The 26205-nt window shown below is 42.1% G+C and carries 22 protein-coding genes and 1 tRNA gene; 17 read left to right on the top strand and 6 right to left on the bottom strand.

The window, feature by feature from the left end; all coding sequences use genetic code 11:
* Nucleotides 1-215 precede the first annotated feature (215 nt).
* From FPQ10_RS08715 to FPQ10_RS08655, 13 genes are all read left to right on the top strand, one after another.
* Nucleotides 216-1220 carry a tetratricopeptide repeat protein gene (locus FPQ10_RS08715; protein WP_144163057.1) on the top strand — a complete coding sequence of 335 codons (1005 nt, stop codon included), beginning with the start codon at nucleotides 216-218 and terminating at the stop codon, nucleotides 1218-1220.
* 101 nt (nucleotides 1221-1321) lie between these two features.
* Nucleotides 1322-2272 (top strand): thioredoxin-disulfide reductase, encoded by a 951-nt coding sequence (trxB, locus tag FPQ10_RS08710; protein ID WP_144163055.1) that lies wholly within the window; start codon nucleotides 1322-1324, stop codon nucleotides 2270-2272.
* 390 nt (nucleotides 2273-2662) lie between these two features.
* Nucleotides 2663-3553 (top strand): RNase adapter RapZ, encoded by an 891-nt coding sequence (gene rapZ / locus FPQ10_RS08705; protein WP_144163053.1) that lies wholly within the window; start codon nucleotides 2663-2665, stop codon nucleotides 3551-3553.
* Nucleotides 3550-4509 carry a gluconeogenesis factor YvcK family protein gene (locus FPQ10_RS08700; protein WP_144163051.1) on the top strand — a complete coding sequence of 320 codons (960 nt, stop codon included), beginning with the start codon at nucleotides 3550-3552 and terminating at the stop codon, nucleotides 4507-4509. The genes rapZ and FPQ10_RS08700 overlap by 4 nt, the downstream gene beginning before the upstream one ends.
* Before the next feature lie 30 nt (nucleotides 4510-4539).
* Nucleotides 4540-5487, top strand: a complete 948-nt coding sequence (gene whiA / locus FPQ10_RS08695; RefSeq protein ID WP_144163049.1) for a DNA-binding protein WhiA — start codon at nucleotides 4540-4542, stop codon at nucleotides 5485-5487.
* A gap of 420 nt (nucleotides 5488-5907) precedes the next feature.
* Nucleotides 5908-6165 (top strand): HPr family phosphocarrier protein, encoded by a 258-nt coding sequence (locus tag FPQ10_RS08690; protein WP_144163063.1) that lies wholly within the window; start codon nucleotides 5908-5910, stop codon nucleotides 6163-6165.
* 578 nt (nucleotides 6166-6743) lie between these two features.
* Complete coding sequence (locus tag FPQ10_RS08685) at nucleotides 6744-7925, top strand: LL-diaminopimelate aminotransferase (RefSeq protein ID WP_144163047.1); 1182 nt, start codon at nucleotides 6744-6746, stop codon at nucleotides 7923-7925.
* Nucleotides 7922-9589 carry a thiamine pyrophosphate-dependent enzyme gene (locus FPQ10_RS08680; RefSeq protein WP_144163045.1) on the top strand — a complete coding sequence of 556 codons (1668 nt, stop codon included), beginning with the start codon at nucleotides 7922-7924 and terminating at the stop codon, nucleotides 9587-9589. Before FPQ10_RS08685 ends, FPQ10_RS08680 begins: the two co-directional genes overlap by 4 nt.
* 21 nt (nucleotides 9590-9610) lie before the next feature.
* Nucleotides 9611-11146, top strand: coding sequence for an aldehyde dehydrogenase family protein (locus FPQ10_RS08675; protein ID WP_144163043.1), 1536 nt, complete (start codon nucleotides 9611-9613; stop codon nucleotides 11144-11146).
* 96 nt (nucleotides 11147-11242) lie between these two features.
* On the top strand, nucleotides 11243-12415 hold the full coding sequence (locus FPQ10_RS08670) for a saccharopine dehydrogenase family protein (RefSeq protein WP_144163041.1): 1173 nt from the start codon (nucleotides 11243-11245) through the stop codon (nucleotides 12413-12415).
* A gap of 108 nt (nucleotides 12416-12523) precedes the next feature.
* Entirely contained in the window at nucleotides 12524-13282 is a 759-nt protein-coding gene (locus FPQ10_RS08665) for an IclR family transcriptional regulator (protein ID WP_144163039.1), read from the top strand.
* A gap of 30 nt (nucleotides 13283-13312) precedes the next feature.
* Nucleotides 13313-13621 carry a DUF3870 domain-containing protein gene (locus FPQ10_RS08660; RefSeq protein WP_144163037.1) on the top strand — a complete coding sequence of 103 codons (309 nt, stop codon included), beginning with the start codon at nucleotides 13313-13315 and terminating at the stop codon, nucleotides 13619-13621.
* Nucleotides 13622-13642: 21 nt separating this feature from the next.
* Nucleotides 13643-14314, top strand: coding sequence for a CPBP family intramembrane glutamic endopeptidase (locus FPQ10_RS08655; RefSeq protein ID WP_144163035.1), 672 nt, complete (start codon nucleotides 13643-13645; stop codon nucleotides 14312-14314).
* Nucleotides 14315-14578: 264 nt separating this feature from the next.
* Here FPQ10_RS08655 and FPQ10_RS08650 read toward each other — a convergent pair whose 3' ends face one another.
* The 5 genes from FPQ10_RS08650 to FPQ10_RS08630 form a co-directional block, all read right to left on the bottom strand.
* Nucleotides 14579-15178: a short chain dehydrogenase gene (locus FPQ10_RS08650; RefSeq protein ID WP_144163033.1), complete on the bottom strand. Its 600-nt coding sequence runs from the start codon at nucleotides 15176-15178 to the stop codon at nucleotides 14579-14581.
* A 367-nt stretch (nucleotides 15179-15545) separates the two neighbouring features.
* The gene (locus FPQ10_RS08645; protein WP_144163031.1) at nucleotides 15546-17000 is read right to left on the bottom strand and encodes an NAD-dependent succinate-semialdehyde dehydrogenase; all 1455 of its coding nucleotides are present in this window, start codon (nucleotides 16998-17000) and stop codon (nucleotides 15546-15548) included.
* 18 nt (nucleotides 17001-17018) lie between these two features.
* Nucleotides 17019-18218, bottom strand: coding sequence for an acyl-CoA dehydrogenase family protein (locus FPQ10_RS08640; RefSeq protein WP_144163029.1), 1200 nt, complete (start codon nucleotides 18216-18218; stop codon nucleotides 17019-17021).
* Nucleotides 18219-18230: 12 nt separating this feature from the next.
* The gene (locus tag FPQ10_RS08635; protein ID WP_144163061.1) at nucleotides 18231-19418 is read right to left on the bottom strand and encodes a CaiB/BaiF CoA transferase family protein; all 1188 of its coding nucleotides are present in this window, start codon (nucleotides 19416-19418) and stop codon (nucleotides 18231-18233) included.
* Between the two features lie 674 nt (nucleotides 19419-20092).
* Nucleotides 20093-21268 carry a CdaR family transcriptional regulator gene (locus FPQ10_RS08630; RefSeq protein WP_186278620.1) on the bottom strand — a complete coding sequence of 392 codons (1176 nt, stop codon included), beginning with the start codon at nucleotides 21266-21268 and terminating at the stop codon, nucleotides 20093-20095.
* 167 nt (nucleotides 21269-21435) lie between these two features.
* Between FPQ10_RS08630 and FPQ10_RS08625 the strand changes: the two genes are divergently transcribed.
* From FPQ10_RS08625 to FPQ10_RS08615, 3 genes are read left to right on the top strand one after another with little or no spacing between them, the layout of a single operon-like run.
* A complete protein-coding gene (locus tag FPQ10_RS08625; protein WP_144163025.1) occupies nucleotides 21436-22599 on the top strand; it encodes an NAD(P)/FAD-dependent oxidoreductase in 1164 nt (387 codons plus the stop codon).
* Between the two features lie 30 nt (nucleotides 22600-22629).
* Nucleotides 22630-23607 carry an ornithine cyclodeaminase family protein gene (locus tag FPQ10_RS08620; RefSeq protein ID WP_144163023.1) on the top strand — a complete coding sequence of 326 codons (978 nt, stop codon included), beginning with the start codon at nucleotides 22630-22632 and terminating at the stop codon, nucleotides 23605-23607.
* A 35-nt stretch (nucleotides 23608-23642) separates the two neighbouring features.
* Nucleotides 23643-25106, top strand: a complete 1464-nt coding sequence (locus tag FPQ10_RS08615) for a sodium/proline symporter (RefSeq protein ID WP_144163021.1) — start codon at nucleotides 23643-23645, stop codon at nucleotides 25104-25106.
* Between the two features lie 55 nt (nucleotides 25107-25161).
* Here FPQ10_RS08615 and clpP read toward each other — a convergent pair whose 3' ends face one another.
* Nucleotides 25162-25740: an ATP-dependent Clp endopeptidase proteolytic subunit ClpP gene (gene clpP, locus FPQ10_RS08610; RefSeq protein WP_144163019.1), complete on the bottom strand. Its 579-nt coding sequence runs from the start codon at nucleotides 25738-25740 to the stop codon at nucleotides 25162-25164.
* Nucleotides 25741-26041: 301 nt separating this feature from the next.
* On the opposite strand from clpP, the gene FPQ10_RS08605 reads away from it, so the two are divergent.
* A tRNA-Arg gene (locus FPQ10_RS08605) sits at nucleotides 26042-26113 on the top strand.
* Nucleotides 26114-26205 lie beyond the last annotated feature (92 nt).

Here is a 26205-nt window from a genome sequence, read left to right as displayed (position 1 = left end):
TTTGAACGTTCAGCGCATCCCTTTGAACGATCAACGTAAATCTTTGAACGTTCAGCGCATCCCTTTGAACGATCATCCGCCTTCATTAGATCGTTGCATTCATTTTTCGCGAAAGTCCGACCGAAAGTTCTCCTTCCTAAATATACCTACTGTGAATATTTGGTATATGTTATACTAAAAGGAGAGAATTTTGATGAGTTCTGTAGGAGGCCTTTATGCAAACATCAAGTATGAAGCAGAAAAACAATTTAGAAGGAAATGTGGTCCCGTTTCGTGCGGATAGCCAGTTCTATTTTTCCCATGGTGTGAAGGCTTTTCAACGAAAGCAATTTTCACGTGCGGAAAAATGGATCAAGAAGGCAATCGAGTGTTCACCGGATAATCCACTTTTTCTCAGCCAGTTGTCGGTACTATACACGGAATTGCACCAATATCACCGAGCGAATGAATTGTTGCAGCGTGTCGTTGAATTGGATGAAAATTATGTCGATGGGTATTATCTTTTGGCGAATAATTATGCGCATTTAGGTCTCTTTCAGGAAGCGAAGCGGTATGCGACAGAATATTTATCTGAAGCACCTGAGGGTGAGTTTTCAGATGATGTGAGAGAATTGATTGCGCTCATAAATCAGGTAATGCTTGAAGATCTGGATGATGAGTTGGAGATGGATGAGGAAGACGAATTCTTTATTTGCCAAGAATCATCCTATTATTATTTGGAGCATCAAGAATGGGATAAAGCGATTGAAATTTTGGAAGAAATGATGGTTCAATTTCCAGAATATATTCCAGCACGGCATGATTACGCCTATGCACTATTTCGACTAGGAAAAGAAGATGTTGCCATCACATTAGAAGAGTCTTGGTTCGAACAAGATTCCAGTTCGCTTCATAGTCGACTCAATTTGATCTATTTTTATTACCACACGAATCAACAAGCGATAGCTGATGAGCTGATTGAATCATTGAACAACGTATATCCGACCTACGATTCACAAAAGCTAAAAATAGCTGTCATCCTGTCTCAAGTCAATGCATGCGAAGAAGCAGTCCAGCGATTTCACAAAATCCAGGCTGGGAATGTTTCCGGCTTTTTGAATTATTATCTTTGGTATGGTTATGCTTTAAAACAAATTGGCCAAATGAAAAAAGCTGAGCAGATTTGGGATCAAGGCTGTAAAAAACATCCGGATTTAGCGGATTTCATCAACCAATATTGATGGCTCCAAGCATCCACGGAAGCGTTTGAGCTGAACGTTTGTCGAACGCAGAATAATGGAATATGATGTAGTAGGATGCTTGATAAAAGGAGTGAGAATTCATGACTGATGAACGTATGTATGATGTAATTATTGCTGGCGCAGGACCTGCTGGAATGACGGCAGCTGTTTATACGTCACGTGCCAATTTGGACACATTGATGCTTGAAAGAGGAATGCCTGGTGGCCAAGTGGCTAACACACAAGATGTCGAAAACTACCCAGGTTTCGATCATATATTAGGACCGGATCTATCGACCAAAATGTTTGAACACGCACAAAAATTTGGTGCAGAGTATGCTTATGGTGATATTCAATCGGTTGAAGATTTTGGTGATTATAAAGTCGTTAAAGCAGGAGACCAAGAGTTCCGCACACGCTCGATCATCATTTCTACTGGTGCCGAGTACAAGAAGCTAGGAATCCCTGGTGAAGAAGAGTTTGCTGGACGCGGTGTTTCTTATTGTGCCGTATGTGACGGAGCTTTCTTTAAAGAAAGAAGACTTTTCGTTGTCGGCGGAGGAGACTCTGCTGTTGAGGAAGGAATCTATCTGACGCGCTTTGCTGATCGGGTAACGATTGTGCACCGCCGGGATGAACTACGTGCCCAAAAAATCCTTCAGGACCGTGCCTTTGAAAATGAAAAAATTGATTTTTATTGGAACACTGAAATGAAGGAAATCAAAGGGGACGGCCAAGTAAAAACAGCTGTTCTCGTCAATAACCAAACGGGTGAAGAGCGCGAGGAAGAAATCGATGGTGTATTTATTTACATCGGATTGCTTCCATTAAGTGACCCGTTTAAAGGTCTCGGAATCTTAAACGATGAAAACCAAGTTGTAACGAATGAAAATATGGAAACAAGCATCCCAGGAATTTTTGCAGCTGGTGATGTTCGTGAAAAAGAACTACGCCAAATCGTCACGGCAACGGGTGACGGAAGTATCGCGGGACAACGCGCTCAATCGTATATTGAAGATTTAATGGAAAAGATCAGTGCAGCAAAGAAATAAAAAGTAAAAGGGTTTTAACGCTGTTGTAACACGGTTGCAATAATTATCGGGTACAATGTAAGTAAATATTGACCCCCTTTATTCAATATATTGTTTCACGCACAGGTAGTTTTATAAACTGCCTGTGTTTTTTTGATGAAAAATACTTAATTGAATATCGGAATCATCTAAGAGAATGTTCGATTTTCTTTGGTGGATCCGTCAATCCATTGTATAATGGAAGGAAAGGAAACATTTTAAGCACGATCAATACATGATAGGGTCAACTTAGTTAAACACGGTCAACTCTTTCACAAATCGTAGAATCGGATCGCTTAAACATACCAAACCATTTATGTAAATATATATAGAAAAACAACCGTCTAAATAAAAGGAAGAAAAGGTGATCGCATGGAAGATAAGTCGAAAGTTGAGTTAGTCATCGTTACAGGAATGTCTGGTGCCGGAAAGACAGTAGCTGTTCATAGCTTTGAAGATCTCGGATATTTTTGTGTCGATAACTTACCACCGACTTTACTCCCGAAGTTCTTAGAATTGATGAAGGATAACCAAGAAGAGAATAAAAAGCTCGCTGTTGTCATGGATTTACGTGGCAGAGAGTTTTTTGATACGTTGTACGAAACGCTCGATCAACTCGCTGAAGACGATCGAATTGCGGAACACGTATTATTTTTGGATGCAGAAGACCAAACGCTTGTCACCCGTTATAAAGAGACAAGGCGATCACATCCATTGGCACCTGAAGGATTACCGTTAGAAGGGATTAAGCAGGAACGACAAATTTTAGATGAGCTAAAAGGCCGTGCCCAAACCATTCTACATACGGATCAACTACCTGCCAAAGAACTACGACAGAAAATTACCGATCATTTCAAGGAGAAGAAACAACAAGTTTTCTCCGTTCAAATCGTCTCGTTTGGATTTAAACATGGTGTTCCAATTGATGCGGATTTAGTGTTCGATGTCCGTTTCCTGCCGAACCCTCATTACGTCGACTCCATGAGAGATTTGACTGGTAAAAATCATGAAGTTTCGTCTTATGTATTCAAATGGAAAGAGACACGAACATTTATGAGGAAACTGAAGGATTTACTCGAGTACATGTTGCCGCATTATGTGCGCGAAGGGAAAAGTCAATTGGTCATTGGAATCGGTTGTACGGGTGGACAGCATCGCTCGGTTGCCTTATCCGAGAAGTTAGGTGACATTTTAGGCAGAAATTATACAACACATGTGTATCATAGAGATATCGATAAAAAAAGGGGAAAAGTTAAAAAATGACAGATATAAATGGCCCAAAAGTTGTGGTCATCGGGGGAGGAACCGGGATGCCGGTTTTACTGCGAGGATTGAGAAAGTATCCGGTTAATTTGTCTGCAATCGTTACCGTAGCTGACGATGGAGGAAGTACGGGCCGATTGAGAGAAGACCTCGCCATACCTGCACCTGGTGATATACGGAAAGTAATTGCTTCGATGTCTGCAGTAGAGCCAACGTTATTAAAGCTTTTTCAACATCGATTTGAAAATGGAAATGGTTTATCCGGTCATGCGCTTGGAAATTTAATTTTGGCTGGAATGACATCAATCACTGGTGATTTCTATAAAGGCATCAAGGAAATTTCGCGCGTGTTTAATGTGAAAGGGCGCATCTATCCGATCTCCAATTCAAACATGTACTTGAAGGCGGAGTTTGAAGATGGGTCCGTCATCCGTGGGGAGTCGCAAATTCCTGAAGTAGGAAAGCGAATTAAACGTGTCTTTTATGATACTGATGACGTAGAGCCATTACCAGAAGCAATCCGGGCAATTGAGCAAGCCGAATTAATCGTCATTGCACCTGGTAGCTTATACACAAGTATTTTGCCGAACTTGATTGCACCGAAAATTCAGGATGCGTTAAATAAAACAAAAGCAACTTCTGTTTATGTGTGTAATATTATGACCCAGTACGGTGAAACGAGTCATTATAAAGCTTCTGACCATATTCGAGCGATTCATCAACATGCGAACCAATCCTTTTTAGATCGAATCATTGTTCATAATAAGGAAATTTCCAATCAGATTATCGCAGAATATGAAAAAGAAAAAGCTGAACCGGTCTTATGCGATGATGAAGTTATCCAACAATTGGGTGTTGAAGTCGTTCGGGGAAATATTGCAAACTTACATGAAGATGGAACTTTGAAACATAATGAGCATGAAATCGCCAAGATCCTGCATGAATTGGTACAATAGTGATGAGGATAATATAGAGGAGAATGCGCGATGTCTTTTGCATCGGAAACAAAAAAAGAATTAACAACGATTGAAGCAGATCATTGCTGTCAAAAGTCTGAGCTCTCTGCTTTGATTCGGATGAATGGTACGCTTTCATTTTCCAACCGTAAATATACGTTGGATATTCAAACAGAAAATGCAGCGATTGCTCGCCGGATTTATACGTTGATTAAAAATATATACGGACTTCCAGTTGAATTGCTTGTCCGGAAAAAAATGCGTTTGAAGAAAAATAATGTTTATATCGTTCGAATATCTGAAGGTGCCAAACATCTATTGACTGATATGAATATTTTGCAGGAGCCACTGACTTTTATTCGACATATTTCCCAGGAAATTATGGAGAAAGATTGCTGTAAACGCGCCTATCTAAGAGGGGCATTTATGGCGGGTGGCTCTGTCAATAATCCGGAAACATCGTCATATCATATGGAAATTTTCTCATTTTATGAGGATCATAATGAAGCGCTTTGTGACTTGATGAATCAATTTGATTTATCCGCTAAGACTCATGAACGGAAAAACGGCTATATCACGTATTTAAAAGAAGCAGAGAAAATTACTGATTTTTTGATCATTATCGGAGCGAATCAAGCTTTATTGAAGTTTGAAGATGTTCGGATTATGCGGGATATGCGTAATTCCGTGAATCGCCTGGTCAATTGTGATACAGCGAATTTAAATAAAACAATCGGTGCCGCCTTTCGTCAAGTTGAAAACATTAAATTCATTGAAGATACGGTTGGCTTGGAATCTTTGCCTGACAAACTTCAGGAAGTTGCTAAACTGAGACTGGAACATCAAGATGTTTCCTTAAAGGAATTGGGCGAACTATCGACAACCGGAAAAATCAGCAAGTCCGGAATCAATCATCGACTGAAACGAATTGATGAATTTGCAGAGAAATTACGAAAAGGTGAACTGTTGCAAAATTAATAAATAAAATGTATCGTTCTTTTTAAATGGCTCTGTTAAGGTTTAGTGTTGATTTTCTAATGATGTTGCATTGAGTTGTTGAATTGTGAGAAGCGAAGGTGGCGACTCCTGCGGGTCAACTAAAACCGGCCACGTCCTGTGGCCAACGTTGACACTAGCCCATCCTAGGCGTCGGAATAGCACGAGTCTCGAGACCCCGCAGGAAGTGTCTTTCTTCCGAGGAGGCTCGAGCCGTGCCCGCGGTAAAGAAGACACTGCGATTTATCGCAGATGTCGTCCTTATGCCCTTTGGGTAAAAGCGCCCACCGGTAGCGGATCACAATATCAACAACGGCCTTTAACAAAGCCTTTTAAATAAGCAATAGAACATGCTATAATATTGTATTAATAAGCTGATTTTTGAAGAGGGGAGTAATGAAAGTGGTTGAAAGAGAACTTACTGTAAAAATCGATCCAGGACTACAAGCGAGACCTGCAGCGAAATTTGTCCAAGAAGCCAACCGTTTTTCTGCAGAGATTTTTTTGGAGAAAGGCGGAAAGCAGGTCAATGCCAAAAGTATAATGGGTGTAATGAGCTTGGCCATTGGTATGAATGAAGTTGTAGGCATCCAAGCAGACGGACCAGATGAAGACGAAGCGATCGAAAAGCTGAGTCAATTCATTACCGCTGAATCATAGACCCTCTTTTTTCATCAAACTGTTCATGGGAGAAATCCTATTGAACAGTTTTTTGTTTTTGGAGAATGGCGCGTGTTTTGCTGCAGCCGTCGAAAACTCACGTGAAGCCGTCGAATTCCGTGTTCGAGCCATCGAATATTGTGTGGGAGCCATCGAATAATGAGCTGAAGCCGTCGAATTCCGTGTGTTAGCCGTCGAAAAGTGAGCTGAAGCCGTCGAATTCCGTGTACAAGCCGTCGAAAAATCAAGTGAAGCCACCCGATGCGCTTTTCCAGGCGCCCGATGAGCGAATCCAACCGCTCGATAAGCAGGTCTAGCTATCCGATAAACAGATCGAGCCGCCCGATGAACGAGCAAACCCGCCGATAAATCGAATGAACCCGCCAATAAAAAATCTAGCCACTCCTAAACGAGTTCCAGGATCAGCATAGTAATCGACAATAACCAACAAATTATCTAAAAATTAATTTTATTTTAAGTATTGAAATAATGTAACGTCTTTTATATAATGAGTGATAAAGTCATCTAATGAAATATTATTTCATTTAATGAAATAGAAAGAGGGGAGTGGAACATGGTTGGAGTATACTTCGGAACGTGTCAATACATTGCCTCCATATGTATTCTCTGAGTTTCAACGAAAGAAAAAGGATCTCGAAGCTCAAGGAGTAGATGTCATTGATTTAGGGATTGGTGCACCTGATTTGCCGGCACCGGACTTCGTCATTGACCGGTTAGTAGAGGAAGTAAGAAAGCCTGAGAATCATCGGTATTCTAACTACTTTGGAATTCCTGAATACAGAGAAGCCGTAGCTCACTTTTACAAAACACAATACGATGTTGACCTTGATCCGGAAACGGAAATCCTTGCGTTAATCGGTTCAAAGGAAGGCATTGCTAATTTGATTACAGCTGTTGTGAACCCTGGTGAAAGCGTACTTGTACCAAACCCAGGGTACCCGGTTTATCAAGCAGCGATCCATTTGGCGGGTGCAAAAGCGCATCATTATCAACTAAATGCAGAAGATGGATTTCGTCCAGACTTTTCACAACTGACTAGCGAGGAGTGGGATCTAGCAACATTAATGTTACTCAATTACCCGAGTAATCCCACTGCAGGTACGGTAACCATTGACACATTTTTGGAAGCGGTTACAAAAGCAAAGCAACACCAGACAATGCTAGCACAAGATGCCGCGTATAGCCTCGTGACTTATGGGGATTACCAAGCACCGAGCTTAATGCAAGTTCCTGGCGCAAAAGAAGTTGGCGTTGAATTCGGTTCCCTTTCAAAAAGCTTTAATATGACCGGTTGGCGAATCGGTTATGTCGTAGGAAACCCAGAGATGATTCGAGCACTGTCTACGGTGAAGAACAACACCGACACGTCACAATTCATACCGATTCAAAAAGCGGGAACAGCAGCTTTACGAAGTGATTTGCAGTCGGTGAAAGCGAATAATGCGATTTATGAAAAACGAATGGATGACATGCTGGAAGGTCTGCAAGCGCTCGGGATCGAAGTCGACCGGCCGAAAGCAACGTTCTTCATTTGGGCACCTGTACCAGAAGGTTATACGTCAGCTGAATTTGCGGATGAATTACTGATGAAAGCGGGGGTGATCGTTACTCCAGGTTCGGCTTTCGGATCGGGGGGAGAAGGTTATTTCCGTGTATCGTTGTCGGTACCGACAGACCGGTTACAGGAAGCCGTCGATCGCATGAAGCAGTTCAGCAAGGAAGGAGCGAAAGAGCTATGAATTCTGTGCAATCCTTGAAAAAACAATCACAAATAAACGGGGCTCAAGGAATTGTCTCGGTGATGGAGCGTGAAGAAGTCGATAAAGTCTTTTGCGTTCCTGGCGAGAGTTACTTACCAGTCATGGATGCCATTTATGACTCTTCAACCATTGAGCTTGTATCCAACCGACATGAAGGTGGAGCTGCATTTATGGCGGAAGGATACGCGAAGGCGAGTGGAAAAGTTGGCGTTGTCATGGCAACCCGTGGTGTAGGCGGTGCCAATTTGACAATCGGTGTCCATACAGCTTACCAAGATTCCACACCAATGATTGTACTCCTCGGGCAAGTTCACAGTAAATTCCGTGGGCGGGAAGGCTTCCAAGAGGTCGATTTGGACCAATTTTTTAAACCAATCTCCAAGTGGACGTATGAACTTCAAGACGGCGACCGAGCCATTGAAATCATGCAACGGGCATTTCGCGTTGCACAATCCGGACGTCCGGGCCCAGTCGTCATTTCATTGCCGGAGGATGTGTTAAAAGAAGTATGTGACGCAGAGCCCGGTCCACCATTCACCAAACCGCGACCAACACCTTCGCAATCTGAGGTGAGTAAGCTAGAAAATTTATTAGCTGAAAGCAAGCAACCGGTTGTCATTGCAGGTGGTGGCATAAAAAGCTCGCAGGCTGAAGAAGCGCTCGTCGCCTTCGCTGAGAAATTTCACTTGCCGGTGATCACAGCTTTTAGACGTCATGATGTTTTCCCACATAATCATCCGTTATTTTGCGGTCATTTAGGGTTAGGAACGAATCCGAACATCATTGACACGGTGAAAAATGCTGACACCGTCCTGGCCGTCGGTACACGCTTATCTGAAGTGACAACGCAAGATTACTCAATTCTTTCAACGAGTCATAAATTGGTTCACATCGACATATCAGATGAAGTGTTGGGGAAAGTGTATGCACCTCAATTAGGCATTCAAGCAGATGCTAAGGAAGCACTGGAAGCATGTTATCAGCTAACTATCCAACCGACATGGAAACAGTGGGCGAGTGAACGACGTGAAGCGTATGAAAAAGCATCCACACTTCAATTAGATGAACATTCGCCGATTAACAGTTTTGTCATCGATCAACTGGCGAAACAATTGCCGAGTGACACGATATACACAAATGATGCAGGCAATTTTGCAGGATGGCTCCATACGTACTTTCCGTTTAATGAGAGCAACACCTATGTAGGACCAACATCAGGCGCGATGGGCTATGGTGTTCCAGCGGCCATCGGAGCGAAGTTTGCTCATCCCAAGCGGCATGTCGTTTCCTTATCGGGTGATGGAGGATTCATGATGACGTTGCAGGAGATTGAAACGGCAGCCAGAAACAATCTCGCGACAATTCACCTTGTATTCAACAATCATATGTACGGTACTATCCGCATGCACCAAGAAATGCACTATCCGGAAAAAGTGATTGGTACCAATTTAGGAAGCGTCAATTTCGTTCAAATTGCTGAAGGTCTCGGTGCAAAAGGAATTTTAGTTGAACGAGCGGAAGAATTTCAGCGTGCTTTATCACAAGCCATGGATACCACTACACCGACGGTCATCGAAATTATGACCGATCCTGAACAAATTTCGATTAAGAAAACGATTAATGATTTGCGTAATCAATCATAAATTCTATTGGAGGGGATAAGCATGACAAGCAAAGTGGATCAAAGAAGTGATATCGGAGAAACATCAGTTGGTAAAGTAGATGTCAGCCAACTGAAAAATTTCATCGGAGGCGAATGGGTTGAACCGAAGACGGATCAGTACGGGGATGTTGTCAATCCCGCTAACGGTAAAAAATTAGTCGACGTACCACTATCCGGAACCGACGATGTTAACGAAGCTGTAGCAGCAGCGAAAAAAGCACAGAAAGAATGGTCACTCGAGCCAGCGCCAATGCGTGCAGAAATTTTATATGATATCGGTCAAATGATGAAAGAACGTAAAGAACATCTTTCACAAATTTTGACGCAAGAAAACGGAAAGGTGTTAGAGGAAGCGCGCGGAGAAGTTCAGGAAGGTATCGATATGGCCTTTTATATGGCTGGAGAAGGACGTCGTTTATTCGGTCATACGGTTCCTGCGGAGTTGAAAAATAAATTCGCAATGAGTGTTCGTGCACCGGTAGGCGTTGTAGGAATTATTACACCTTGGAATTTCCCTATTGCCATTGCGACATGGAAATCGTTCCCGGCGATTGTTGCAGGAAATACAGTCGTATGGAAGCCAGCAACAGAGACGCCATTAATGGCTTATGAAATGGCGAAAATTTTTGAAGAAGCTGGATTGCCAAAAGGCGTTGTCAACGTTGTTTTCGGTTCAGGAGGCGACGTCGGCGATGCGATGGTGCATCATGACGACCTACGAGTGATTTCATTTACAGGATCCAATGAAGTAGGCCGAAATATTGCTTCTGAATGTGGACGTCAGTTGAAAAAAGTATCGCTTGAGATGGGCGGTAAAAACGCAGTCATCGTCATGGATGATGCTGACTTAGAATTAGCGGCACAAGGAATCGTATGGGGTGCATTTGGTACGAGTGGTCAACGTTGTACCGCCACAAGCCGAGTTATCGTCCATGAAAAAGTGAAAGAAGACCTTGAAAAACATATATTAGAAGAAATGAAAAACTTGAAAATCGGTGACGGGTTAAATGATGACATTAAAGTTGGTCCGATCATCAATCAAGGCGGCATTGATAAAATCAAGAAATATATTGAAATCGGAAAAGAAGAAGGCAAGCTACTTACTGGCGGAAGTGAATTGACGGAAGGGAAATATGAATCCGGTTATTACTTTGAACCGACATTATTTACGGACGTAAAACCGAACGCACGTATTGCCCAAGAAGAAATTTTTGGACCTGTTCTGTCAATCATCCCAGTGGAAAGTTATGAAGAAGCCGTCGAAGTGAACAACAGTGTGGAATTCGGACTGTCCAGTTCTATTTTCACCCAGGATGCCAATCAAGTCTTTAAAGCACAACGTGACTTGGATACAGGGATTGTTTATGTAAACGCTGGAACAACGGGGGCTGAAATTCACTTACCGTTCGGTGGAACAAAAGGCACAGGAAACGGCCACCGTGATTCCGGTCAAGCAGCACTGGATGTCTTTACAGAGTGGAGAGCGGTCTATGTGGATTACAGCGGAAAGCTTCAACGTGCACAAATTGATAACTAAACGTCTATAAAAATTGAATCGAATGTTGAACAATCGGCAAGTTGGTTGGGTGGATCAGCTTGCCGGTTAAATCTGTTTACATGGGGAGGACACAGGATGAAAATAGGAGTGTTAGGGTCTGGATTAATGGGGAAAGAAGCGGCGAGAGATTTAGTGAATAGTGATCAAGTGACAGAGGTCGGTTTGGCGGATTTAGCATTTGAACAAGCGAAGCATGTTTGTGATCAATTAAATTCACCGAAATTGACGGCCTACCAAGTCGATGCATCAAATGATGTGGAGCTTGCAGACTTCATGCGAAATTTTGATGTTATTATTAATGCACTATTTTATTCTTTTAATGAAAAAGTCGCTAAAACAGCGATTAAAGTCGGTGTATCATCTGTTGATCTCGGAGGTCACATCGGTAATATTACGGATAAAGTGTTGGCTATGAAAGAGGAAGCGCAAGAAGCGGGTGTGACAATCATTCCAGATTTGGGCGTTGCGCCAGGAATGATCAATATTTTATCCGGCTATGGTGCAAGCAAATTGGATGAAGTCGAATCCATCCGCCTATATGTTGGCGGTATTCCAGCAGAACCAGAACCGCCACTGGAATACAATCATGTTTTTTCTATGGAAGGTTTATTCGATCACTACACAGACCCAGCGTTAATTATTCGTGATGGGAAAAAACAAGAAGTAAAAGCGTTGACGGAAGTCGAGTCCATTTACTTCGATGAATATGGAGAATTAGAAGCATTCCATACATCCGGTGGAACCTCTACAATGCCGATTACATTTAGTGATATCAATACATTAGAATATAAAACCATTCGCTATCCTGGTCATGCGGAAAAGTTCAAGCTATTGGTCGATTTGAACTTAACGTCGAAGGATGCCTTTGTGAATATTGATGGGCAAGAAATTAATACACGACAAGTGCTCTTAAAAGCACTAGAGCCTTTCGTGAAGCTTGGCGATAAGAAAGATGCCGTCCTTCTGCGTGTAGTCGTAGGAGGAAAGAAAAATGGTCAAAAACAGTACCATCAATTCCAAATGACGACCACCAAAGACATGGAAACGAAAGTCACGGCTATGGCACGCGCAACAGCCAATACAATATCAGTCGTAGCCCAAATGATCGGTTCGGGAGTCATCGATCAACAAGGGGTCTACCCACCAGAACAAATTGTTCCTGGAAAAGAATATATTGAAGAAATGGCGAAGCGAGATGTTGTCATTCGAGAAGAAACATATGAAGATGAATCGTATGTCAGTGTATAAACAGACACAGACGTTTCTTTAACATTTTAGAGGGTAGGCGATACAATTGTCGTGCTACCCTTTAAATAAAGATGTGCTCAATAGAGAACGATGAAAGAGGGAAAAACAATGAATCAAAGCGTCATTAAAGCCTTGCAATTATTGAAGTTATTCGATGAGAAACAGACAGAGTGGACATTAAAGGAAATTGCAGAAACAGCGAAACTACCAAAAGCAACGGCATATCGTTTGCTCAGCTCGTTGGAACAAGAAGATTTCTTGGCAAGGGATCCTGAGCCGAATGGGAAATATCGATTAGGATTGCGTTTGTTGGAGCTTGGAAATTTAGTAGCCGATCAACTGGATATTCGCAGGATCGCCAAGCCTTATATGGAGGAATTAGGTCAGGAAATAAACGAAGCTGTTCACCTGGTTATCCAAAACGACTTACATGCCACTTATATAGAAAAAGTGGAGAGCAACCGTGCCATCCGGCTATACACGCAGGTGGGTAAAAGTTCTCCGCTTTATATTGGATCAGGTCCGAAACTATTATTGGCTTTCATGGATGAAACAGAGCAGAACCACGTTTTCATGCACGAACCACTTCGATCGATAAAAAATGGCGAGCCGATCGACCAAGAAAAACTCCAACAAGAATTAAAAAAGATAAAAAAACAAGGATATTCAATCAGTTATGGCGAACAAGATGAAGACACGGTCGGTATTTCATATCCGATTTATAATCATCTAGGTCATGTTATTTCAGCCTTAACCATTAGTGGTCTTTCACAACATTTTGAAGGAGAGCGCTTAACAGATATGAAAAGGAAGATTCAACATACCGCAACTCAAATTTCTATTGCTCTCGGTGCTCCAAAAAAATGATAGAATAAGAGTGAAAGGGAGGTCGAGAGCATGAATACATACTTTGTCGCAGGTCATGCAAAATTACCGGCAGGCATGGCCGCGCAAACGATTTATGAAACATTGACGGTAACGGCTGAATTGGATAAAAAACATGGCGTTGTCATCGAAGTCAGCTGTACGTTGGCGACTGAACATGGCCGGGAGTTCATCAGTCGGATTTTAAGAGGTTATTGCTTGGAAGACGGAATCGAGGAACCTGTCAAACTCATCAAAGAGCACTACCTCGGTAAAGCAGGATCCGCATTGGCTACCGCAGTGAAAGATTTATATAAACAGTATGAACAACAAAAAAAATAAACAACCAAGAATGTTCATAGAATGATCTATGGACATTTTTTTGTGAAAGTAGGGATGGAGTTTCGAGGAATTTTATTGATTTTCGTTTCGGCTATGATTGTCTTATCTGTTTTGAGCCTTTTTGAATTGTCGATTGCAGGAATTTCGATTCTTGTTGGCGTCATCGGATTTATTCTATACAGAAGTAAACGACAAGATTTATTTGGCTCACATGAACTCAGTCTTCCACGATTTATCATTGAATTTAAAATGAAGCCGAATTGGTTTTGGCTCGTTCTACCGCTAATCATGAATGTCCTCAGTCTATCAATCGCTGCTTTATTCTTACCTGAATTTTTCACTCATTTACAAGAACGAACAGAAGTTGCCCTCTCTTTTCAAGTCATTTTTCTTTTGATCATCCAACTTACAGTCATGGCACTCGGCGAAGAGATTGCCTGGCGGGCATTCTTCCAAAAACAGATGAGTCACTTCATGCCGATTGCGCCAGCCATTCTTGTAACGTCTATATTCTTTACGTTAGGACATTTTGCAATTGGACCAACTCTTATTGTCGGTTATGATTTAGTGTTCATCTTGATCAACAGTGTTCTTTACGGGGTGATTTTTCATAAAACCAATAACGCTTGGATGAGCGCTCTATCACATTTTGTAGCGAATGTTTTCGCTGTATTGTTTGTGTTGATGATCTAGAAATGGAGATTTATATTGAAAAGAATAATGTAAGTTATCCAATAATCTCTCAGACAATCAAACAAGGGGTGTCATCTTTTGTGAACAAAAGGTAAAATCATCGAAGTAATTGAAGCGGATGAGTGGATGATGGAGATTTTACACAGAATGGCAATCTATCAAGCAAGAGTCCAACAGAAACAATGGACACAAACGTGGGGGAATCTATCCATAGAAAAATAAAAACATCCGAAACTTATAACAAAAGTTTCGGATTGTCGCATTTTAATAAACTTTATAAGTCTGTCCAGTTTGCTTTCCATTGACACTTTTCCGGAATGCCAACGCAACTTTCTCGATGGAAACAGGCTCGAACCCTTGAAATGTGTCACGATGCTCTTTTGATGCTTCAGAAAAGACATTCGGACTTACATTATTAATCCGTATACCCCTTGGCAACTCGATCGCTGCTGATTTGACAAAGCCTGTAATCGCTCCATTTGTCATGGCTGAGGACGTTCCTTTAGGGATAGGGTCGTCCATTAAAATGCCTGTCGTTAAGGTGAAGCTTCCTCCGTCATTCACATACTCCATGCCAATCAGAACGAGGTTGATCTGTCCTTTTAATTTGCTTTCAATACCAACATCATTCAATTCAGGAGTCAATTCCTCCAGAGGAACAAAAGGAGCGTCGCCTGCCGTGCTGATGACTGCATCAACTTTCCCGACTTTTTCAAACATCTCACGGATTTGTTCTGGCTTTGTCATGTCGACGTTAAAATCGGCTCCTTCCAAAGCAGCCCCAATGATTTCATGTTCGCCTTCTAATTCTTGTTTGACAGCTTGGCCTAAGAGGCCTGTTGCTCCGATGAGTAATATTTTCATAGTAACAACCTCTCTTTATTGCGTCACCTACGATTATTTTAGCATAGTTAATTAGTTTGCCGCGGGAAGCCGTCGATAAATCATGAGAAGCCGCCGATAAACTGTGAGAAGCCGTCGAAAAATCGAGCGAAGCCGCCGAAAAACGGAGCGAAGCCGTCGAAAAATTGAGAGAAGCCGTTGAAAAACTGAGAGAAGCCGTCGAAAAACGGAGGAAAGCCGTCGAAAAACGGAGCGAAGCCATCGAAAAACCGTGCAAAACCGCCTATAAATGGCGGAGAAACCGATGTTGAATCAGCAACAACGCACTTTAGCAAAGGCTAAATGATAAAACCCGAGAGTAACGAACTCTCGGGTTAACTGCACTATTCTATTTCTTCCCACTAATCGTAACTAATTTCTTCACGACAAAATCATCGATTCCATGGTGTCCGCCTTCTTTTCCGAATCCGGACTGTTTGATTCCGCCGAATGGTGCTTCAGCGACAGAAGGGAATACTTCGTTAACACCGACCATTCCGTATTCCAAAGCCTCAGATACACGGAAGGTACGGTCGAGGTTTTCGGTAAAGAAGTATGCCGCTAAGCCGTATTTTGTATTGTTGGCCGCTTTGATTGCTTCTTCTTCGGTTTTGAATGTTTGAAGCGGAAGAAGCGGGCCGAATGTTTCTTCGTTCATGACTTTCATGTCATCCGTAATATTATCTAAAAGGGTTGGTTCAAAGAAGTGTCCATCATATTCGCCATCCCATTTGGTTCCTCCACAAAGAATTCGAGCGCCTTTGTTCGTTGCATCAGTTAAATGGTCTTGGACTTTGTCGGTGCCGTTTTCGTTAATTAACGGTCCAATATCCACACCGTCATTTAAGCCATTCCCGACGTTCAGGTCTTTCACTTTTTCCAATAAAACTTTACTGAATTGATCTTTAATCGATTCTTGAACATAAACGCGGTTCGCGCAAATGCACGTTTGGCCGGCGTTTCTGAATTTGCTTGCGAGCGTTAAATTAGCTGCTGTTTCTAGGTCAGCATCTTCGAATACGAGAATTGGTGCGTGACCACCCAATTCCAATGAAACTTTTTTCAGTTGGTCGGCACTTTCACGCATTAAGTACTTTCCGACTTCTGTTGATCCGGTAAACGTAATTTTACGGACTTTATCATTTGTTAAAAAGGCTTCACCGATTTCTTGTGCTTTTCCAGTCACAAGGTTGAACACACCTTTTGGAAGACCAGCTTTCTCGAAAATTTTCGCAATCTCAATTGCAGAAAGTGGTGTTTCCATCGCTGGTTTCAATACAACTGTACATCCGGCTGCCAAAGCAGGACCGCATTTACGTGTAATCATTGAAGAAGGAAAGTTCCATGGTGTAATCGCACCGACAACCCCGACTGGCTGTGGCAAGACGAACTGCCGGTTGCCTTCACGGGATGCAGGAATCATTTCCCCGTATATACGATTTGCTTCTTCGGAATACCACTGTAAGAAACTAGCAGCACCTTTAATTTCACCTTTTGCTTCTTTTAATGGCTTTCCTTGTTCAAGCGTCAAGATTTCGCCTAATCGATCGACGTCTTCCATCATGAGCTCATACGCTCGGTACAAAATTTTTGATCGTTTCCGAGGACTCATTTTTGACCATTCTGGAAAAGCTTCATAAGCAGCGTCGATGGCATCCGTCGCATCATCGAAATCTCCATTTGAAACTTCAGTTAGTTTCTCTAAAGTAGTTGGGTTATCGACAACTTCCGTTTCACCAGACTTTGCTTCTTTCCATTCACCATTGACAAAAATCCCTTTAGTGTTTGCATCAAAGGTTGTCATGGACATACCTCCCATTGCTTATTTGTCTTCACTTGACCAAGCCGGCAGCATCTTGTTTAACTTTTTATCTTTTCGATAACCGAGAACATAATCTGCTTGCATCAGTGTATGGATTTCTCGTGTGCCTTCATAGATGACCGGTGCTTTGGAGTTTCGTAAGTATCGTTCCACTGGGTATTCGCTTGAATAACCATAAGCACCATGGATTTGAACGGCGTCATCTGCTGCTTGGTTCGCAAAATCACAAGCCTGCCATTTGGCGAGTGACGTTTCGCGTGTGTTGCGAACTCCCTTGTTTTTCAATTCCCCTGCACGGTAAACGAGTAAACGGCTCATCTGATAGCCGGCTTCCATTTTCGCGATCATTTGTTGGACGAGCTGATGCTTACCGATTGGTTTGCCGAATGTTTCACGTTCGTGGCAGTAGTTCACACTAGCCTCAATACACGCTTGGATGAGTCCACACGCACCAGCGGCAACCGTAAATCGACCATTGTCTAATGCAGACATCGCGATTTTGAAGCCTTCACCTTCTTCGCCAAGCAGATTTTCTTTCGGTACTTTAATGTTATCAAAAAAGATCTCTCCGGTGTTACCCGCACGAATTCCGAGTTTTCCTTTAATCCCTTTGGATGAAAAACCTTCCATTGTTCGTTCAACGATAAAGGCAGAGATACCTTTGTGCTTTTTATCTTTGCTATCCGTATAGGCGAAAACAAGGAAGTTGTCGGCAACATCACATAACGAGATCCATGTTTTTTGCCCATTTAAAATATAATAATCGCCTTCTTTTTTAGCTGTCGTAGACATGGCAGCGACATCAGAACCTGCACCAGGCTCTGTTAAACCGAATGCGCCGATTTGTTCCCCTTTTGCTTGTGGTACCAAGTATTTTTGCTTCTGTTCTTCATTCGCCCATTGCATGAGTGTCATGCTGTTCAAGCCAGTATGGACGGAAACGGCTGTCCGGAAAGTGGTATCACCGCGCTCAAGTTCTTCACAAACGATTGCAAGCGAGTTATAGTCCATACCACTGCCGCCATACTCTTCCGGCACACAAACGCCCATTAAACCGAGGTCGGCAAGCTTCTTCCAAATGGCTGGATCGAAACTGCCTTTTTCATCCCATTCAGCCATGTAAGGCATAATTTCTTTATCGACGAAATCTCTCGCCGTTTGTCGTAGCATCTTTTGTTCATCACTAAATTCAAAATTCATATTTCATTCCTCCTAAATAATATGGTTCTTTTTCATTTCCTCAATTTCCTCTGTTGAATATCCGATGGTTTGTAAAAGCTCTTCGTTATGTTCACCGGCAGAAGGTGGATAGGATTGGTATTGCACCGGTGTTTTTGATAATTTTAATGGACTGCCGACGAGCTTGATGTCTCCAGCAACAGGATGTTCTTGTTCGATAAACATGTCGCGGTGTTGTAGCTGTGGGTCTTTTGTTAACTCACTTACGTTTTGAATCGGTCCACATGGAATGTTGTTTTGTCGGCAAACTTCTGTCCAATGAGCTGTTGATTCTTGCTTAAAAAGATCATTTAAAATAGGACTGAGCTGTCCACGATTTTCAACGCGCTTGGCGTTCGTCTGAAAGCGAGGGTCATCAGCCAGCTCAGAGTGCCCGAGTAACTTGGTTAACTGAGCGAACTGCCGGTCATTCCCAACCGCAATGACAAGACTTCCATCACGCGTATCAAATGTTTGATAAGGAACGATATTGGCATGATGATTCCCGAGTCTCTCTGGAATTTTTTCAGCCATTAAGTAATTGCTCGCAATATTCACCAGTGAACTGACGGCAGAATCATAGAGAGATATATCAATTTTTTGCCCCTCACCAGACTGGGTGCGCTCCAACAAAGCAGCCTGGATTCCGATACACGCATAGAGTCCCGTCAAAATATCCGTGATGGCGACACCGACCTTCTGTGGACCCGACTCCTCCGTTCCTGTAATACTCATCAAGCCACTCATTGCTTGAATAATAAAATCATAGCCAGGAAAGTCCTTATACGGACCCGTTTCCCCAAACCCTGTAATCGAGCAATAGACGAGTCCGGGGTTCATTTTTTTCAAGTCGTCATACCCTAGATTCAGTCGGTCCATCGTACCCGTCTTAAAATTATTGATGATGACATCACTCTCTTTGACGAGCTGATGAATCACCCGCTGACCTTCTTCCGATTTCAAGTTTACAGTGAGGCTTTTCTTGTTCCGATTCGCACAAAGGTAATACGCACTGACTCCTTCTTGAAAAGGCGGTCCCCAACCGCGCGTTTCATCACTGCCACCAGGTGCTTCCACCTTGATGATCTCAGCCCCGAGGTCACCCAAAATCATTGTACAATACGGACCGGCGAGCACCCTTGATAAATCAAGAACACGGATCCCTTCCAATGTGTTACTCAGCTTGATCACTCCTCTCATTCAACATCAGTCATAAAACCATTAAAAAAAGCCAGCACAAAGTTATTAGTCATCCGACTAAAAACAATGAACTGGCTTCACATTCGCCTTGCATCTCCTCGGCAACAAGGAGTTTCGGCTATGGAACAGTTTTAGTTATTTGAAACATTTTCAGCATCCAAGGGAGAATAACTGCTTGTGACAGTTTAACCTTGGTTTGTTATCTATTTTACAATATTCAGAAATAAATGCAATGATGAATGGAAAGTTTTTCTGCGAAGTGTTTTGGAAGGCTCATATATTGAGAGATTGGAAGCATATCTTGCCCGTTTGGTCGCATATTTTCCCAAGTTGGTCGCATAACCGAAGAAGGAGGGAGCATATCCGCCACAAGAAGGTGCATATTTCACTGATACGGGCGCATATGACACGTTGATCGCTGTCGAGAATCCGTAAGATAAGCTCAATTTCACATTTCCATAAAGGCTCATATTTTCAAAGATTCGTCTCATATTATTCCTACCAGGGCACATATTCACCGAAACTGGTCACATAATACTACACGCAGGGAGCATATCCGCAAGTCCTGGGCGCAAATTTTAAAATCTCGGGCACATATCCTTAGCGCGCATCGACCTTTTATGACCGCCAACTTTCCTCTAATAGTACTTTCCCTTTCAACTGCTAGCCTTCCGCTGCAAATAATAATAAAGCATTGATGCGAGTTTGAAATTTTTATAGGGAATGCCTGTCATTCGCTCTACTTTATTGAGTCGATAGAGTAGGGTGTTTCGGTGGACGAAAAGTTGTTCTGCCGCCTCGCTAATATTCATATTGCATTCCAAATAAGTCGTAAAGTTCTTGATCAACTCTGCGCTAGCCGGATCTTGCAACAATGGCTGGAGGAGCATCTCAAGTGGTTCGTCTAGTAGATGGGTCGACCCGTCATAAAATAAATTTGCAAGTATATAGGGATCCAAACAATGATAGGCTCCACCATTCAATCCGTTTTTCTTTGCAAAGCGAATTAATAGATCGGCCTTTTGATAGGAGTTTGTCAGTTCATCGATGGAAGAGACGAGAGGACCTGCGGCAATGGATACTTCCTTGATCGATAAACGATTCGCTTGTTCTGAGAAACGTTTTGCTTGTGTATCGAACTCTTTCAATTGCTCTTTGTAATCTTCAATTCCATAGGATGGTTTGCACATAACAATTCGATCATTATTCAAAAAAGCGCATAAATCATCATGATTGTTGAATATATTTTTCATAAGGTGAATGAAACGGTATTTAATTTCATCTAACGTTAACGTTTTTTGGTTAATTGTCGATAAGGAATGACCAAAATCTGCCACGATGATAAAACGGGTTTTCGAATGCGGTATATCCATCATGTCACAGTAATCAATGATTTTCTCTTTTTCAGCATCAGGCGTAAATAAGACATAATGCAAAAATGTTTCCATATGACTGATTTCAAATGTCCGGCGCTGTTGATGAGCAGCTTCGTGCCACATCATTTCAATGTAGCTTTTAACTAACAAGGCGTATGGTTCGACTTCTTTTGGGTCTCCAATGATTCCTAAAACACCGATCGTCTCGAAATCAAAATGGAGGGGAACCGCTGCACCAGGATAAATATTTTTTGTATGGTCGGTTGTTGCTTCGTCAAATAGGACAAGTTTATTTTCTATGATGACTTGTTGTGAAGGCGCATGGAATGTACCGATGCGCCGTGAATTGGAATCTCCAACGATTAAACCTTTATCATCTGTAAGACTTATAGGAAAAGGCAGTATATTTGAAACCGCTTTCACAGCCTTTTGTGCAAACTGTACAAATTCGTTCACCTTACACACTCCGTTCAACTCACAATTTATATTTAGTTTACCATAAAACAAAACATTTTTAATAGTAATAATTTTCATTTAATTTATGCAGGTTAACCATAGTCAGCGACCAAATACTTTTTGTACGATAAAAAGAAACAATATTCTGACAATGTGGAGGGAGCGTCATGAGACAGACAGATCTCATTATTATCGGTGGAGGCGTAATAGGTTCCAGCGTTGCTTACCATTTATTAAAAGAAGGTTTTGAAGGTGAAATATTGATTTTTGAAAAGGATTCTCTCTATGAATATTCATCCACACCACGGAGTGCCGGGGGGATCAGACAACTGTTTACGACCGGAATTAATATTCAAATCAGTCGCTATTCATTACAAAAATACTTGACCTTTCCAGAAGACATGGCTGTCAATGGAGAACTAGCCGAAATCGATTTTAGACAACATGGATATTTCTTTCTAGCTCAAGATGAAAATTGGGCGGAATTAAAAGCGCAAGCTGAGTTGCAACAAAGTTATGGTGTTCCATCTCAACTGTTAACTCCAGACGAACTACAAAACGTTATTCCTGAATTAACGACCGATGACTTAGTTGGTGGGTTGTACTGTGCAGAAGACGGTTATTTAGATCCGTATTCAGTGATGCAAGGTTATGCAAAAAATGCCAAGCAATTGGGTGCGACCTTTGTTTGTGAACAAGTGGAGCGGATTACGCACGAATCTGGGGTTGTCACTGGAGTAGAAACAACGACAGGAGATCGTTATCAAGCGCCGTTCGTCATTAATTGTGCAGGCGGTTGGGCAGCACAAATTAGTGAAAATAGTGGTTTTCCAATCCCTGTCATCCCACTTAAACGACAAATCATCCAATTTGACACCGAAGAACCGATTGCTAAACAACTACCGCTGACTGTAGATCCATCAGGTGTTTATTTCCGTCATGAAGGACAATATTTCATCAGTGGTTTTAGTGAAAAAGTTACTCCAGGCATTGATTTTTCTTGGAAACGTTCTTTCTTTATGGAACAGCTTTGGCCGATATTAGGTCACCGTGTCAAAAATTTTGAACATGCAAAAATCATCAGTGGCTGGGCGGGCTTGTATGCCCATAACACAGAGGACCAAAATGCAATCGTTGGAGAACACCCTGAGGCGAAGGGCTATTACATGGCTTGTGGTTTTAGTGGTCATGGGATGCAGCAAGCTCCTGCAGTCGGTCAATGTCTCGCCGAGTTAATTCACTACGGTCAATATGAAACGATGGATTTGCGTCCGCTTCGCTTTGAGCGTTTCAAAGAAAATGACCTGTTAATAGAAGGAGCTATTGTCTAGACGCAATTTTATGAGAGGGGGATTTATACGATGCTTTATCTCAATCAGCAAACAATCGAGTCATCCATCACGATGGAAGAAATGATTGATGCGATGGAAGAAGCTTACCTGATTTATGCTGACAAAAATTATCAAATGCCTACACGGATGCAGGTTCAGCAAGATACGAATACGATGATTCTTATGCCGTGTATTACGGACCAAGCAATCGCAACGAAATTGCTCACATCTTTTCCGGAAAATAAAGATAAACCTGTGATTCAAGGGCTCGTGATCTTGAACGATAGCCAAAACGGTGAAGTGTTAGCGATCATGGATGGAAACTTTATTACCGGATTCCGAACGGGTGCGCTTGGTGGTGCTGCCGTACGAAGACTTGCAAAACCAGATGCTGAGCGCCTTGCAGTCATTGGTGCGGGTGTTCAAGGATTTTATCAAACATTAGCCGCTTGTGCAGCACGGGATTTTAAGGAGATCTATATCACAAATCGAACGTATGAGAAGTTGGAACCTTTGATCGAACGGCTGTATGAAAGGTTACCGGATGATATAGCCATTTATCCTTGTCATTCTGCTGAGGAAGCGATTCAACATGCGGATGTCGTCATTACCGCAACGTCTTCCCATGATCCTGTATTACCTGACGACCAAGAGTTACTAAAAGGTAAATTGATTGTTGGGATTGGTTCTTTTCAACCAAGTATGCGTGAATTTCCACAACAATTATACGCACTATGTGATCACTTTTTCGTCGATAGTGAAGACGCGATGAAAGAGTGTGGCGATGTCATTCAAGCGGTTGAATCTAATTGGTTTGTGAAAGAAGACATTCATGAATTTTCGGATGTCGTTCAAATAAATAGTTTTGATGCTGGTGAATATTGGAGAAATAATCCAGAGGGGAGTGTGGTTTTTAAGTCAACTGGAATGGGATTATTTGATGTTGTTGCTGCGAATGTGATTCATGACAAAGTGATGTTGAGTGAAGTGGGTACCAAACTTGAATGATCAGTAAAGGCTTAGCCTAAAAAAGGGGATTTTCGATGAATATTATTCTAACGGAATTCATCATCTACTGTTTGATCATCATGGCGATTGGTTATTATTTCAGTAAGCAAAGTAAGTCACAGTCCGACTTCTTATTAGGAGGAAAAAAGCTTCCGGGTTGGGCGTTGGCGTTTTCCGAACGAGCAACAGGTGAATCAGCCTGGCTACTGCTCGGTTATACCGGATTTGTTTTCACTGCAGGGTTATCTGGTGTATGGGTTGCAGCTGGTATTGCTTCAGGTATTTTATTTTCTTGGCTATTCCTTGCCAAGCGTTTTAAAGACGAAGCTGAAAAATATAACGCACTTACATTGCCGGATTATTTAGCGAAACGCTTCGGACAAAAAGCAAACACGATTCGTTGGTTAGCAGGTGTTTTGATCGGTGGCTTTTTAATGTTTTATGTCGGTGCACAAATGGCCGGTGCAGGGAAAATGTTACTGACAACGTTTGATATTCCGCCGGTTTGGGGCGTTATACTATCGACGGTTGTCATTCTCGCCATCGCTTTTGCGGGTGGTTTCATCTCTGTCGTTTGGACGGATATGATTCAAAGTGTCATGATGGTCATTACATTAGTCGCACTTCCTATTGTCGCTTTTGCCCATATTTTTGCCAATGATATTTCTGTCAGCGCAGCGCTTGTTGACGCGGGACCTACCTTTGATAAATGGTTTGGCGGTGTGACAGGCTTCTCGCTCGGTGTGTTATTCTTTACTAACTTCTCTTGGTTCTTCGGATTTTTGGGTGGTCAACCACAGCTTAGTGCACGGTTTATGGCCCTTCGAAACGACAAGGAAGTGAAACAAGGAAGAAATGTTGCCATCCTATGGACCGTATTGGCTTACACAGGCGCATTCGCAATCGGTATTGCAGCGATTGCACTTTATGATCAAGGTAGTTTCGGTGATGTTGAAACATTACTGCCGACAATGATCTTACAGTTTATGCCACCGTGGATTGCTGGATTGTTGTTAGCTGGAGTGTTGGCAGCAATTATTTCGACGGCAAACTCACAGTTGGTTGTTGTTACAGGATCCGTGACAGAAGACATTATCAACCAAGCGTTAGGCATCAAGCTAACAGAGAAGCAATTATTGTGGTTATCTCGTTTCTCAGTTCTGTTCTTCGGTGCAATCGGAATGGTCATTGCACTCGTATCTGAATCCTTGCTTTACCTCGTTGTTGGATGGGCGTGGGCTGGTGTTGGTTGTACATTATCACCAGCGATTATCATGGCCTTCTTCTGGAAAAGATATTCCAGTGCTGGCGTGATTGCGACCATCGTTTCCGGTCTGTTATCGACCATTTTATGGATTAGCACGCCGCTAGAAGAAATGATGACTTCCCGTTTCACAACGTTCTTTATCGCATTATTTTTCGGGATCGTGTTCAGTTTACTAATGCCTGATAAGGAAGCGGCAGTGGAGGAAGATTTGAAAGAAGACGTAGCAACTTAAGTTTTAGATATAAAAAAGGCTTTGACGACATCGTCAAAGCCTTTTATCATTCGTTTTATTTTTCCATAACTTCATCAATCAAGCCGTATTCTTTCGCTTTTTCAGCAGACATGAAGTTATCGCGGTCTGTATCGCGCTGAATCACATCAAGCGGCTGACCTGTACGGTCGGCAAGAATTTGGTTGATCTTCTCACGCATTTCAATGATTCGTTTTGCGTGAATTTCAATGTCAGAAGCTTGACCTTGCGTACCACCTAATGGTTGGTGAATCATTACTTCAGAGTTTGGTAGGCCATAACGTTTTCCTTCAGAACCTGCTGCAAGCAAGAATGCACCCATAGAAGCTGCCATACCTACACAGATTGTAGAAACATCTGGCTTGATGAATTGCATCGTGTCATAAATCGCCATACCAGCAGTGATGGAACCACCTGGTGAGTTGATGTATAGAGAAATATCTTTGTCAGGATCTTCTGCTGCTAAAAATAACATTTGCGCAACAATGGAGTTGGCAACGTTGTCATCAACCGGTCCGCCTAGCATAATAATTCGGTCTTTTAATAGACGGGAATAAATATCATAAGCACGTTCTCCGCGGTTCGTTTGTTCAATAACTGTAGGGATTAAATTCATTCCATTCACTCCTTTTAATTTCTTTTTCAATTTAATCTTACCTCTTTGGTCAAATAAGGTCAAACAAAAAGTTTAACCTTTTTGACTTTATTCATGAAGTTGATTTCTTATGTAGGTACATAATTTAATGTTCCCAACAAAATGCTCATTTAAACGTTGGGTACACGTATAATTAGTAAGCTTCTTTCCAAATAGTCGATTCTATGATAGACTAATTCTTGGTTTAATAAAATCAATGCTTGAAATTAACGACAAGCCAACGTATAATTTTCACTGCAATTCATTTTATCACAACATACTTCTCCTCGTGGTGTAAAGGATAACACACAAGATTCCGGTTCTTGCGATGGGGGTTCGATTCCCTCCGAGGAGGCTACCAAAAGCTCTGCTGCACATTTCGTGTAGTGGAGTTTTTTATATGGAGTTGCACGCCGACTGGTGACCAAACTGCTGATCAAATCGAGC

The sequence above is a fragment of the Allobacillus sp. SKP2-8 genome, assembly GCF_007559355.1.
Taxonomy (GTDB): domain Bacteria; phylum Bacillota; class Bacilli; order Bacillales; family Alkalibacillaceae; genus Allobacillus; species Allobacillus halotolerans.
This window is presented reverse-complemented; position numbering and strand designations above follow the sequence as displayed.